The 12,380-nt window shown below is 72.1% G+C and carries 13 protein-coding genes; 5 read left to right on the top strand and 8 right to left on the bottom strand.

What is annotated here, in order from left to right; all coding sequences use genetic code 11:
- Positions 1-26: 26 nt before the first annotated feature.
- Complete coding sequence (locus KXC43_RS33040) at positions 27-680, top strand: ABC transporter ATP-binding protein (RefSeq protein WP_221380192.1); 654 nt, start codon at positions 27-29, stop codon at positions 678-680.
- Positions 677-1,855, top strand: coding sequence for an ABC transporter permease (locus KXC43_RS33035; RefSeq protein ID WP_221380134.1), 1,179 nt, complete (start codon positions 677-679; stop codon positions 1,853-1,855). Before KXC43_RS33040 ends, KXC43_RS33035 begins: the two co-directional genes overlap by 4 nt.
- Before the next feature lie 42 nt (positions 1,856-1,897).
- Here KXC43_RS33035 and KXC43_RS33030 read toward each other — a convergent pair whose 3' ends face one another.
- The 3 genes from KXC43_RS33030 to KXC43_RS33020 all read right to left on the bottom strand — a co-directional run bounded on the left by KXC43_RS33030 (position 1,898) and on the right by KXC43_RS33020 (position 4,287).
- Positions 1,898-2,455 (bottom strand): hypothetical protein, encoded by a 558-nt coding sequence (locus tag KXC43_RS33030; RefSeq protein ID WP_221380133.1) that lies wholly within the window; start codon positions 2,453-2,455, stop codon positions 1,898-1,900.
- 142 nt (positions 2,456-2,597) lie between these two features.
- The gene (locus KXC43_RS33025) at positions 2,598-3,911 is read right to left on the bottom strand and encodes a serine hydrolase domain-containing protein (RefSeq protein WP_221380132.1); all 1,314 of its coding nucleotides are present in this window, start codon (positions 3,909-3,911) and stop codon (positions 2,598-2,600) included.
- A 1-nt stretch (position 3,912) separates the two neighbouring features.
- Positions 3,913-4,287 (bottom strand): nuclear transport factor 2 family protein, encoded by a 375-nt coding sequence (locus KXC43_RS33020; protein ID WP_221380131.1) that lies wholly within the window; start codon positions 4,285-4,287, stop codon positions 3,913-3,915.
- Positions 4,288-4,381: 94 nt separating this feature from the next.
- Between KXC43_RS33020 and KXC43_RS33015 the strand changes: the two genes are divergently transcribed.
- Positions 4,382-5,716: a GH1 family beta-glucosidase gene (locus KXC43_RS33015; RefSeq protein WP_221380130.1), complete on the top strand. Its 1,335-nt coding sequence runs from the start codon at positions 4,382-4,384 to the stop codon at positions 5,714-5,716.
- Here the strand turns inward: KXC43_RS33015 and KXC43_RS33010 are convergent.
- The 3 genes from KXC43_RS33010 to KXC43_RS33000 form a co-directional block, all read right to left on the bottom strand.
- Entirely contained in the window at positions 5,685-6,455 is a 771-nt protein-coding gene (locus KXC43_RS33010) for a SigB/SigF/SigG family RNA polymerase sigma factor (protein ID WP_221380129.1), read from the bottom strand. The two genes, KXC43_RS33015 and KXC43_RS33010, sit on opposite strands and share 32 nt — an antisense overlap.
- A gap of 256 nt (positions 6,456-6,711) precedes the next feature.
- The gene (locus KXC43_RS33005; RefSeq protein ID WP_221380128.1) at positions 6,712-7,488 is read right to left on the bottom strand and encodes an inositol monophosphatase family protein; all 777 of its coding nucleotides are present in this window, start codon (positions 7,486-7,488) and stop codon (positions 6,712-6,714) included.
- A 154-nt stretch (positions 7,489-7,642) separates the two neighbouring features.
- Complete coding sequence (locus KXC43_RS33000) at positions 7,643-8,413, bottom strand: COG4315 family predicted lipoprotein (RefSeq protein ID WP_221380127.1); 771 nt, start codon at positions 8,411-8,413, stop codon at positions 7,643-7,645.
- A 224-nt stretch (positions 8,414-8,637) separates the two neighbouring features.
- Between KXC43_RS33000 and KXC43_RS32995 the strand changes: the two genes are divergently transcribed.
- Together KXC43_RS32995 and KXC43_RS32990 are read left to right on the top strand one after the other, a co-directional pair.
- Positions 8,638-9,171, top strand: coding sequence for a sigma-70 family RNA polymerase sigma factor (locus KXC43_RS32995; protein WP_221380126.1), 534 nt, complete (start codon positions 8,638-8,640; stop codon positions 9,169-9,171).
- Positions 9,168-9,887, top strand: a complete 720-nt coding sequence (locus tag KXC43_RS32990) for an anti-sigma factor family protein (protein WP_221380125.1) — start codon at positions 9,168-9,170, stop codon at positions 9,885-9,887. The genes KXC43_RS32995 and KXC43_RS32990 overlap by 4 nt, the downstream gene beginning before the upstream one ends.
- A 73-nt stretch (positions 9,888-9,960) precedes the next feature.
- On the opposite strand, the gene KXC43_RS32985 is transcribed toward KXC43_RS32990, so the two are convergent.
- Both KXC43_RS32985 and KXC43_RS32980 read right to left on the bottom strand, forming a co-directional pair.
- Positions 9,961-10,578, bottom strand: a complete 618-nt coding sequence (locus KXC43_RS32985) for an NADPH-dependent F420 reductase (protein ID WP_221380124.1) — start codon at positions 10,576-10,578, stop codon at positions 9,961-9,963.
- A 243-nt stretch (positions 10,579-10,821) separates the two neighbouring features.
- The gene (locus tag KXC43_RS32980; RefSeq protein ID WP_221380123.1) at positions 10,822-12,144 is read right to left on the bottom strand and encodes a pectate lyase family protein; all 1,323 of its coding nucleotides are present in this window, start codon (positions 12,142-12,144) and stop codon (positions 10,822-10,824) included.
- Between the last annotated feature and the right edge of the window lie 236 nt (positions 12,145-12,380).

The raw sequence follows: 12,380 nt of genomic DNA, 5'->3' as shown, positions 1-12,380 counted from the left end.
CCGTCCTGTCCGTACGCGGGGCCGGGATGGTCTATCCGGGCGGCGTGACCGCGCTGGCCGGCGTGAGCCTCGACGTGGACGCGGGCGAGCTCGTGGCCATCGTGGGCCCGTCCGGCTCGGGCAAGTCGACCCTGCTGAACATCGCCGGCACGCTCGACCGGCCCACCACCGGCACCGTGCGGATCGCCGGGCGCGACGTCGCCACCCTGCGCGACCGCCACCTGTCCGCCCTGCGGGCCCGCGAGATCGGCTTCGTCTTCCAGCAGTTCCACCTGGCCGACGGGCTGAGCGCAGCCGAGAACGTCGCCACCGGCCTGCTGTACGCCGGAGTGCCGCGCCGCCACCGGCGGGAGCGCGCCCTGCACGCGCTGGACCGGGTCGGCCTGGCCCACCGGTCCTCGCACCGCCCGCAGCAGCTCTCAGGCGGCGAACGGCAGCGCGTCGCGATCGCCCGCGCGCTGGTCAACCGGCCCTCGCTCGTGCTGGCCGACGAACCCACCGGCGCTCTGGACAGTGCGAACGGGCACGCCGTCCTCGAACTGCTGCGCCGGCTCAACGAGGAGGGCACGACCATCGCGCTCATCACCCACGACCGGGACATCGCGGCCTCGATGCCCCGCCGGATCGAGATGCGCGACGGGCGGGTCGTCCGCGACGAGGTCACGGCGGCGCCGGCATGAGGCCGCTGGACCTGTTCGGCCTGGGCCTGCTCGGCCTGCGGACCCGGCCCGCCCGGGCGGCGTTGTCCGGGCTGGGCATCGCGATCGGCATCGCCACCATGCTCGTGGTGACCGGCATCCCGGCGTCCAGCCAGGCCGCGCTGGTCGAGGAGCTCGACGCGCTCGGCACCAACGCGTTGCAGGCGGTGGCGCGGCCCGACGTCGAACCGCCGGCCCCGCTGCCCGAGTCGGCGGTGGAGATGGTCCGCCGGATCGGCCCGGTCACGGCGGTCAGCGCGGTGGCCAACACCCACACCCTCGTACGCCGCAACGATCGCACCGACCCGGCCGACGGCCTGGGCCTGACCGTGCTGGCCAGCCGGCTCGACCTGCTGCCCACGATCGACGCGCGGATCCGGCGCGGCCGCTGGCTCACCCCGGCCACCGAGCGCTTCCCGGCCGTGGTACTCGGCTCGGTGGCGGCCTCCCGGCTCGGGATCACCGACCTGATCCCCGGCCGCCCGACACCCCAGGTGGTGATCGCCGACCGTGGGTTCACCGTGGTCGGGATCCTGGCCACCACCCCGCTCTCGCCCGACATCGACCGGTCGGTGCTGGTCGGCTGGCCCGCGGCCGAGGCCCACCTGGACTTCGACGGCAGCCCGACCGTCCTCTATGTGCAGTGCGACGAGCCCCAACTGGAAGCGGTGCGGGCCGTCCTGGCCGAGACGGTCTCCCCGGAACGGCCGGGCGCGGTGGTCGTCACCCGGCCCTCCGACGCGCTGGCGGCCAAGCGGGCCACCGAGAGCAGCTTCTCGGTGCTGTTCCTGGCGCTGGCCGTGGTGGCGCTGGTCATCGGCGGCATCGGGGTGGCCAACACGATGGTGGTGTCGGTGCTCGAACGGCGCTCGGAGATCGGCCTGCGGCGCGCGCTGGGCGCCACCCGGGGGCAGATCCGCGGCCAGTTCCTCACCGAGTCGGTGCTGCTGGCCACGGCCGGCGGTCTCGGCGGCACGACGCTGGGCCTGCTGGCCACCCTCGGCTACGCCCGCTGGCAGGACTGGCCGCTGGTCGTCCCGGCCGAGGCGGCGCTGGCCGGGGTGGGCGGCGCCGTGGTCATCGGCGTGCTGGCGGGCGTGTATCCCTGCGTACGGGCGGCTCGCCTGACCCCGACGCAAGCGCTCGCCACCGTCTGACAGCAGGATGCGGCGGCCGCTGACGGCCGCCGCACCCGAAACTCACTTCTTCGCGGCGACCTGGCGCTCGCACTCGGGCATCAGCTCCAGGCCCTTGCGGATCGAGCGCGAGTCGTTCTGCTCGCCGCCCAGCGCCACGCTGATGCCGTCGTCGGAGACCGCGACGAACTTGACGCCCTTGTCCTTCAGGCAGGCGACCACATCGCGCGCGAAGTCCCGGGCCTCCGGATTGGCCGGATCCTTCTCCCAGGGCGGCAGCGGCAGGAACTGCGGCTCGCAGATCCGGTTGGCCTCCTCGCTCTTGTCCATCTCGGCCTTCTCCGCGGGCCGCAGCTCGCTGCCCGAGCCGGCCCCGCCCTTCACAAAGCCGCCGTGCTCCTTCATGCACTTGTTGTAGGGCACGAGCATGGCCTCGTACTCCTCGGGCGTGGTGTCGAGCCGTTCCCGCGGCCGCTGCGGCTTGGCCGAGGCCTTTTCCGACGGTTCCGCAGCCGCGCTGGCGAGCGTGGCCACCTTGGCGCCCTGTTCCTTCGCCGGCTCGCCGCAGCCCGACAGCGCCACCAGCGCGATCGCGCTCGCCGCCCACAGGTGTCTGCGCATGGACTGTCCTCGCTTCCCGCCCGGGGCGCTGGTCGCTCCCGAGCTTCCCGCCCGGGTCGCCGGTCGCGCCCGAGCTTCTCGCTCGGGTGCTGGTCGCTCCCGGGCCGAGCGATCAGCCTGGCGAGCGGAAGTCAGGAAGCTGTCAGGTCGGCACGACCCGGCGGGCCAGCCGGCCGCCGAACAGATACCGGCCGTCGCCCAGGATCGTGAACGTGTCGAAGCATCCCTGGGACGGCTCGGTGCTGATGAACGTCGTGCCGGCCAGGGCGACGTAGCGGCGGGTGCCCGGGCTTTCGCCGGCCGCGGCGGCGAGTCCGCGCGGGCTGGCGGTCACCTCGAGGCCGTCGTCGGCCGGCACTATCTCGTACGAACCCAGGGGGAAGTCGTAGCGGCCGGCGAACCGCGCCGGGCCGGGCGCGTGCGGGCCGGCCGGCGGCACCGGGCGAGCCGGGATGGTCAGGCCGGTCCGCTCGCGCACGATGCCGGCGAGCAACTCGTCGAAGAAGCCGACCGATCCCGCGCCGGTGGCGCAGATGGCGACGACGAGGTCGTGATCCGGGACGACGCGCCACACGGTCGCCTGCCCGATCGTGTCGCCGTCGTGGCCGTACGCCGCGGCGCCGTCCCACTCGAACAGCGTGACACCCAGCCCACGATGCCCCGCGCCGTGCACGGGCACCCCGGGCAATGTGAGCTGCCGTGACGTCATGGCCGCGACCGAACCGGGCGAAAGCAGCGTCCCGCCGCCGTCGAGGAAGAGGCGGCCGAACCGTACGAGGTCACGTGGCGCTGCACAGGCGGTGGCGCCGGCCGGCGCGAGCGATCGGGGCATCTGCCAGGGCCGGGCCACCTCGCCGCGCACGTGACCGGCCGCGGCCCGGAACAGGATCGCCTCCTCGGCCAGCAGCGCCATGTGGCCGGCGCCCAGCGGCTCGATCAGCCGCTCGCGCAGCACCGACTCGAAGACGTCGCCGCGCAGGCTCGCCACCAGCGCCCCCAGCACGGCGTACCCCGAGTTGGAGTATGAATACAGCTCACCCGGTGGCGACACCTGCGTGGCGTGGTCACGCAGATACTCCAGATAGCGGTCGAGCGCCTCGTCGCCGCGGCCGGTGTCCTCGAACAGATCGCCGTCGAAGCCGCCGGTGTGCAGCAGCAACTGCCGGACGGTGACCGTCGCGCTCGCCTCCGGATCGACCACCGCGAAGGCCGGCAGATAGCGCCGCACCGGCTCGTCCAGCTCGACCAGCCCCTGGTCGACGAGCTGCATGACCAGCGCCGCCGTCCACACCTTGGTGACCGAGCCGATCTGGAACACGCTGTCGGCGGTGGCCTCGACCCCGGTGTCCCGGTTGAGCACCCCGGTCGCCGCCTCGATCAGCGTATCGCCGTGGCCCACCGCGACGGCCGCGCCCGGCACGTCGTAGCGGGCGACCAGCTCGTCGAGCAGCTCCACCTCAGGCCACCGGCGGGTCGAGCATCGTGTAGAGGTGGGTGATCCGGTCGTCCTCGACGATCGAGATGTCCAGGCCGGCGGCCACCGGCAGCTGTCCCTCGGGGCCGAGACGCCAGGCCAGCATGGCCAGGTTGCCGCTGGTCCGCACCGGGCCGGCCGCGCTGAACACGAAATCCGGCGCCTGGTCGAGCAGCCGTTGCGCCTTGGCGCCGAGCGCGTCGCGGCCCACCACGACCTCGTCGGGGTCGGAGAAGGTGACGTGCTCGGCGTAGATCTCGGCGATCACGGCCGCGCGTTTCTGCGGGTCGCGCTCGGCGAAGACGCCCAGCAGGTTGCGGTGCGCGAGCTCGGACAGACGTTCCCCGTCGACGGTCATGAGCCCAAGAACATCATGATTCAACCGGCAACGTCCAGGCGCTGGGCGCCGACCACCGCGAGCGGCAGCGCCGGCAGCTGATTAGGGTCAGCACATGGTGGATGCGCTGCCCCGCTTTCCCGACGGATTCGTCTTCGGCTGCTCGACGGCCTCGTACCAGATCGAGGGGGCCGTGCACTCCGACGGGCGCGGCCCTTCCATCTGGGACACGTTCTCGCACACCGAGGGCAGGACGCTCCACGGCGACACCGGCGACGTCGCCTGCGACCACTACCACCGCTATCCCGAGGACATCGCCCTGCTGGCCGATCTGGGCGTCGATGCGTACCGGTTCTCGATCGCCTGGCCCCGGGTGCAGCCGACCGGATCGGGCGTGCCCAACCGGGCCGGCCTCGACTTCTACGACCGAGTGGTCGACGCGCTGCTCGAAAAGGGCATCGTGCCGGTGCCGACGCTGTTCCACTGGGATCTGCCGCAGGCTCTGGAGGATCGGGGCGGCTGGCTGAACCGCGACACGGCCTCGTACTTCGCCGACTACGCCTCGCACGTGGTCACCCGCCTCGGCGACCGGGTCCGCCGGTGGATCACCCTCAACGAGCCGATCGTGCACATGGCCCAGGGGTACGCGTACGGCAGTCACGCCCCCGGCCGCACCCTCATGCTCGACGCGCTGCCCGTCGCGCACCACCAACTGCTCGGCCACGGGCTGGCCGCGCGGGCGTTGCGCGCGGCGGGCGCGTCCGAGGTGATGATCACCAACAACTGCACGCCGGTCCAGCCGGCCGGCGAGGACGCGGGTGACGTCACCGCCGCGGCCGTGTACGACGCCTTTCACAACCGGCTCTTCAACGATCCGGTGCTGCTCGGCTCGTACCCCGACTTCCTCGCCGACGCCCTGGGCGACCTCGTCCGCGACGGCGACCTGGCGGTGATCAGCACGCCGCTCGACGCGCTCGGCATCAACTACTACAACCCCACCCAGGTCGGCGCCCCGGGCGAGGATTCCCCGCTGCCGTTCGAGGTGCAACCGATCGAGGGCTACCCGACCACCGCGTTCGGCTGGCCGGTCGTCCCGTCCGGGCTGACCGACCTGCTGACCGGCCTGCGCGAGACGTACGGCGAGGCGCTGCCCCCGATCCACATCACCGAGAACGGCTGCTCGACCGCGCCCGGCGTCCACGACCAGTTCCGCGTCGACTACCTGGACGGCCACCTGCGGGCCGTGCACGACGCCATCGCCGCCGGGGTCGACGTGCGCGGGTATTTCGTCTGGTCCCTGCTCGACAACTTCGAGTGGGCCGAGGGCTACAGCCAGCGGTTCGGGCTCGTCGAGGTCGACTTCGACACCCAGGTCCGTACGCCGAGAGACTCGTACCGCTGGCTGCAGTCCGCCCTGATCACTGCTCGCCGAGGTGGCTCCGCAGCTTGACCAGGGCCCGGCTGAGCAGCCGGGACACGTGCATCTGGGAGATGCCGACCTGCTCGGCGATCTGGGTCTGCGTCAGGTTGCCGTAGAAGCGCAGGTGGACGATCCGCTGCTCGCGCTCGTTCAGGGTGGCCAGGGCGGGACCGAGCGCGACCCGGAACTCGGCCGCCTCGAACTCGCGGTCCTCGCCGCCGAGGGTGTCGCCGAGCTCGGTCGTGCCGTCGGCGCTGACCGGGGTGGAGAGGCTCGTGGCGTTGTAGGCGCGGGCGCCTTCCAGGCCCTCGAGCACCTCTTCCTCGGTGACCCCGAGGTGGGTGGCGATGTCGGCCACGGTGGCGGCCCGGCCCAGCTCGTTGCTGAGCGTCGCGTTGGCGGCGGTGATGGCGAGCCGCATCTCCTGCAGCCGCCGCGGCACCCGCACCGACCAGGTGCGGTCCCGGAAGTGCCGCTTGATCTCCCCGACGATGGTCGGGATCGCGTACCCCGCGAAGTCGACCCCGCGGTCGGCGTCCCACCGGTCGACCGCCTTGATCAGACCGACCACGGCCACCTGGAACAGGTCGTCCGCCGGCTCACCGCGCCCGGCGTACCGCTGCGCGAGGTGACGCCCCAGCGGCAGCCAGGCCTCGATCGCCCGGTCCCGCAGCTCGGCCCGCGACGGATGCCCGGCAGGCAGCGACGCCATCGCGGTGATCAGCTCACTCGCGGTGTCCGTGTCGGCTGAAGCGGTGAGGACAGACATGTACGAGGCTCCTTCTCCACGGGCGACCATCCCAGGCCACCGGCAACGCCCGCCTCACTTGCCCCCGCCACCCCCTTGTCCAAACTCACCCGAACGGGTGGGAGATCACGAAAACCGTCCCACTGCCGATCATCCGAACACCCCATATCCAAGGGCCGGATGTGGTGATGCTCAGGAACGCGTCGGGTGCCTCAGACGGGTGGGCAGTCGAGGGAGACGTCGCCGGCAACCGCGGCCGCAGTGTTGCCGGTCGGCCCTATGCCGCCGCGCGCACCCGCTCCGACAACGCCGGCCACAGCGCCGGAGCGGCACCCACGGTGAGGTCGGTCGTGAAGTCGTCGCCCCGGCCGCCGAGGACCACGCCCGCCTCGCGCGCGATCAGCGCGCCGGCGGCGATGTCCCACAAGTTCGTGTCGAGGGCCAGACCGCCGTCCAGCCGGCCGGCCGCCAGGTAGACCAGGTTCAGCGCGGCCGGCAGCCGGCGGATGTCGCCGCAGACCGGCAGCAGCTCCCGGATCACCTTGCCCGTGCGTTCCTTGGTCGCCGGATTGGGCTGGAAGCTGACGCCCACCAGCGCCTCGGCCAGCGGCGGCCCGCCCGACACGGTGATCTTCTCACCGTTCAGAAAGGCGCCGCCGCCGTCGATCGCGCTGAACGTCTCGTTCGCGACGGGCTCGTGCGCGACCGCCACCCGCGGCTCGTCACCCTCGTACAGCGCGACGCAGACCGACCAGGGTCCCGTACGGCTGATGTAGTTCCGGGTGCCGTCGAGCGGATCGATCACCCAGTTCCAGCCGCTGGCGCCGGCCCGGCTGCTGCCCTCCTCCGCCTGCACGGCGTCGTCGGGCCAGACCGCGTGAATCGCCTCGACGATCAGCCGCTCGCTGGCGATGTCGACGTCGCTGACGACGTCGTTGGCGTGTGCCTTGGGTGCCCCTACGCGCAGGGTGTCGCGCCGCTCGAGCTGCAACCGGCCGGCCCGCACGGCCAGGTCGGCGGCGAGATCGCGTACGCCGGAAAGATCTCGATCCATTCGGGCCACGTTATCGGGTTGCCTTCGCCGCCCGGGCCGGAGTGGCGGCGCGCGCTTCACCCGGGCCGGAGTGGCGGCGCGCGGGCAAAAACGCGCCCGGCGGTTGCTGAACCGCCGGGCGCGCCCCCGATGTGCGTTGCTGGCTTTGTCGGCTCTACTTGGTGCCGCTCGAGGCGAGTGGGCCGGGTGTCGCCGCGGTCTTGCCGCCGTCCGGCTTGATGGCGAACCACTTGCCGTTCAGGCCCTGGCCGCTGATGTCGCCCGCCTTGGCGTCGGCGACGAAGTAGTAGACCGGCCAGCCGTTGATCGTCACCTGGCACGTCCCGTCGCCGCGCTCGACGAAGCCGACGATCTCGGGGTCGACGCCGTCCGGGAAGATCTTGCCGGGGGAGCGGATGAGCAGCGGCGGCCAGGCGGTCGCGCAGTCACCCTTGCAGTTGGTCTTCGGCGGCTTGTTCGTGTCGTTGTCGAACCGGTAGAGCGTCCGCCCGGCCCCGTCGGTCACGTACGTGCCGATCTGCTCGTTGTCGGTGGTGTTCAGCTCGACCGTCTTGCTGCCGTCCGTCCGCGACTTCGGCGGGATGATGTCCTGCTGCGAGGGGCCGCTGAAGATCTTGACCCACCGCTGCTTCTTGGCGACCGTGGGCGACGCCGCGGGCTCCGGAGCGGCCTGTTCGTCCTCCTGCGCCTGTGCCTCCTCGGTGGCCGGGAGCGTCTCCTCGGCCACCGGCGGCTCGGCGCCCGCCAGTTCCGGCAGCTCACCCGGGCCCTGCGGGTTGAGCGGGGCTGCTGACTGCTGCACCGCCACCGGCACCGGCAGATCGGCCGCCGCGTCGGTCGGCGCGGCCTGGCTGCCGCACGCTGCGACACTCGCCAGAGCGGCCAGCATGGTTACGGCGTAGATCGTCCTGCTCCGCTTGATCATGGCTAGCTCCATCTCGTGCCGGTGGTGCCCGTCCAAAGGGGATGACCTCCACACGCCGGGCCTCTCGCAGCGGTTCACCGGGATGTGCCACTTTCTCGAGAATCTGATCCGCGGAGGCCCAGGGGCACGTATTCCCGGTAGCCGCAGCACAGTACTTTCATCGATGTCGTCACAAGCCTGCGAAGGAGACGGCACGGGAAAGAGTGCCGCGGGGAGAGAGACGGATGCCGTCGAGCAGACAGAGACCGCACCGGGAGGTGGCCGATGAGGCGCTGGTCAGATCGTTGTTCCAGGAACACGGACGAGCCATGCTCGCGTACGCCACGCAGCTGACCCGCGACCGCGCCGCCGCCGAGGACGTGGTCCAGGAGGCGCTGGTCCGCGCCTGGCGGCACCCCGACAGCCTCAACAACGGCAAGGGGTCCGTGCGGGGCTGGCTGCTCACGGTCTGCCGCAACATCGTCCTGGATCAGATCCGCGCCCGGAACCGCCGGCCCCCCGAGGTGGCCGAGAGCCCGCCCGACGCCGCGGTGGAGCAGGACCACTCCGACCAGGTGGTCACGTCGATGGTTGTCGTCGACGCGCTCAGCCGGCTCTCCACCGAGCACCGCGAGGTGCTCGAACAGGTGTATCTGAAAGGCAACACGGTGGCCGAGGCGGCCGAGGTGCTCGGCATCCCGCCGGGCACAGTGAAATCGCGGTCCTTCTATGCGTTGCGGGCCTTGCGCGAGGCCGGCACGGAACGGTTGGCATCATGACTACGCCGGAAAGGGCGAACCCGACCAACGACCACGTCGACCTGGCCGGCTACCTGCTGGAAATGCTCTCCGAGGACGAGAAGGCCGAGGCCGACGAGCACCTGGCCGGCTGCGCCGAGTGCCGCGCCGAGCGTGACTCGCTCCGCCAGTGGTCCGACCAGCTGGGCGGCGTCCCCGAGGAGATGCTGCTCGACGGCCCGCCCGACGACGCCGACCTGCTTCTGCAGCGCACGCTGCGCCAGGTGCGCCGCGAGTCGTCCGGTCGCCGCTACCGCCGGCTGGCCACGGTCACGTCCATCGCCGCCGCGGCCGTCGTCCTCGCAATCGGCGGCGGCGTGCTGGTCGGGCGGGGCACGGCCCCCGAGTCGACGCCGGTCGCCCAGCCCTCCGCGACCCTGTCGGTACCGGCCGGCGCCCAGCTCGGGTCGGGCACCGACGCGGCCACCGGCGCCCGGATGCAGGTGGCGGTGACGCCCGCGGCCGGCTGGGTACGGGTGACGGCCACCGTCGGTGGCATCCCGGCCGGTGAGAAGTGTGTGCTCGAAGTGGTCGGCCGCGACGGTTCGACGGCCTTCGCCGGCAGCTGGCTGGTCTCACCGGCCGGCGAGTCCGGGGGCACGACGCTCAACGGGAGCGCCCTCATCGACCCCGCACAGGTCCAATCCGTACGCGTGGTGAACACCAGCGGAAAGGCCTTCGTCACCGTCGACGTGTGACCCCTTCACGGTGCTGGAAGCGGCCGCCGGGGTGTTCGTCACCCCGGTCTGGGAGTGGCCGCATCGGCGGTTGTCACGGGCGCAGGGTGAGCGCCTCGGCCAGAACGTCCTTCGCGTGGAAGACGTCGACCTCGGTCTGCTGCAGCGGGCCGCCGGGCTCGAGGAGCCGGGCCGCCTGGGCGCCGCCCGCGTAGTAGGGCGCGAAGCCCATGTCGCGGATGATCGTGGCCGCGGCCTGGCGGGCGTCGCGCAGGTCGGTGCAGACGAACTCGGCCAGCAGCGGGTCGTGGCCGCGGCGGTGCTGCAGCACGTTGGTCGGCAGGGTGTTCAGCGCCTTCGCCCAGTGCGCCTGGGGCGCGAGCTGCATCAGCGACTCGAACCCGCTGGCCGCCCCGCCGGGCAGCGGTCCGACCGGGTTGGTCGCGTCGATGACGATCTTGCCGTTGAGGGCGGCGCCGGCCAGCTCGATCGCCTCGGGCGCGGACTCCCAGTTCGGCGCGAACAACACCACGTCGGCGAAGTCGACCGCCTCGGCCACCGGCAGCGCCGTACCGTGCCCGCCGAGATGGGTGACCACCGCGCCGAGCCGCTCCGGGTGCCGCGACGTCACGGCCACATCGTGGCCACCCTCCACGCACCACTCGGCGAGGGTCGCGCCGTGCTGTCCTGCCCCGATCACGCCGATCTGCATGCCCTCAGCGTGCCTGTTCACCACCTCGTCCGAGTGGCGAACAGCCATTTTCGCCCTCGCGCGATCCGGCCCCTGACCTGCGTCGTTTTGCTAAATTTCCCGGCCTCGCCGCGTCGATTGCCGCCCGCCGCCGCAGCCGCGTCCGGTCCGTGCGACGGCGCTGGACGGTGTGCGGCGGCAGCGCCCGATCCGTACGGCGGTGGTACTCGGTCCGTGCGGCGTGGTGGGCGGTCCGTGCCCGCCTCAGCGCAGGATGCGGCGGATGCCCACCCCGGCACTGACGACGGCCGGGACGGCGGCCGTGGGGTGGACCTGCGTGCGCAGGGTGGGGGTCCAGCCGGCGTCAGGGGCGAGGTCGGGGTCGTGGGCGGCGTTGTAGGCGGCGACCAGGTCGACCGGCTGGGGTGTGCGCCCCGAGATCTGCACCAGCGACCCGATCGCGGTGATCCGGGTGCCCTTCCAGTACGCGATGACGTCGGAGGCGGGCACGTCAGCGCTCAGCCGGAAGTAGTTGTTCTCGGCGTAGATGCTCGACTCGACGCCTGCACCGAGGGAGTAGCTGTACTCCTCGTCGGTGGCCACGTACAGGTTGTTGTAGACGTCGACCTGGCCGAACCGCACGCGCGGGGCCCGCTGGACGACATTGCCGAAGCGGTTGTGGTGCACGGTGACGCGCAGCTTGCCCACGTCCACGCCGGGTGTGTCGGTCGAGCCGATCAGCATGGTCTTGTCGTGGTCGTAGTAGTCGTTCCAGGAGACCGTGATCAGGTCCGAGCCGCGGATGAAGTCGGTCGCGCCGTCGTGCACCTGGTAGGGCCGGCCGAAGCGCAGCGGCTGGTCGGCGTCGTGGTTGTTGCCGTCGCTGAACGTGTTGTGGTCGAGCCACACGTTCGTCGCGCCGCTGAGCGAGACCAGGTCGTAGAGCGAGTTCCAGTTGCCGGCCGCCCCGTCGGTCGGATCCCACGCCGGGAAGCAATCCGCCGCGTCGGTGACCTCGAGATTCCGCACGATGATGTTGCTGACGTTGGTGAGCACCAGGCTGCCGTGATCGAGCCGCCCACCGTTGATCCCGACGATTGTCGTGTTGCTGCCGACGACCGCGCGGATCTGGTCGCCCTGGGCGCGCGCCGACCGGACTCGGGCGTCCTCGAGCGGCCCGGTCGGTTCGGCCGCCCGGCCCCAGACGGCCGGGTCGTACGCGGCCAGGAAAGCGTCCAGCGAGTAGTCCGGATCGGCGAAGTCGTCGCACGTCCGGCCCGCCCGCAGGTCGATCCGACCCGAGACGAGGACGATCTTCGGCGTGTTCCCGGCGACGGCCGCGACCAGCTCGTCCCGGCTGCGCACCACGAATACGTGCGCGTCGTCCGCGGCCGAGCCGCCCGTCGTGCCAGCGGCCGCCGACGCCCACCCGTCACCGGCGCCGATGCCCTGCCGCGCGAGCTGCAGAGCGGCCGGAGGCGCTCCGCCGGACGCACCCCCTACGTTCGTCGTCGGCGGCCCGGCAGCCGGCGGAGCGAACGCGAACAGCGCCGCGGTAGCCAGCGAGGCCACGGGGAAGAGAGGCATGGCAGTTCCTTCCGGCGGTCGGTGACACCGCTGTGACATGCGGGAAAGCGCTTGCCGCCCACGGTCACACGACCGCCGATGCTCGTCAATGAAATGAACAACGCAGGAAATTTGCAGCGGCCGCCGGCCAGCAGCTCGAGGCCTCGGCGGCGCCAGTCGCAGGGGCCCTGCTCGCAGATTGCAGAGCCCTGCTCGAAGGTCGCGGGCGCAGGGCGCGGTCGCGGGCCGCGGGTCGC

This window comes from Paractinoplanes polyasparticus (genome assembly GCF_019710575.1).
GTDB lineage: Bacteria > Actinomycetota > Actinomycetes > Mycobacteriales > Micromonosporaceae > Actinoplanes > Actinoplanes polyasparticus.
The sequence above is the reverse complement of the archived record's forward strand: the minus strand, read 5'-3'. Positions and strand labels throughout refer to the sequence as shown.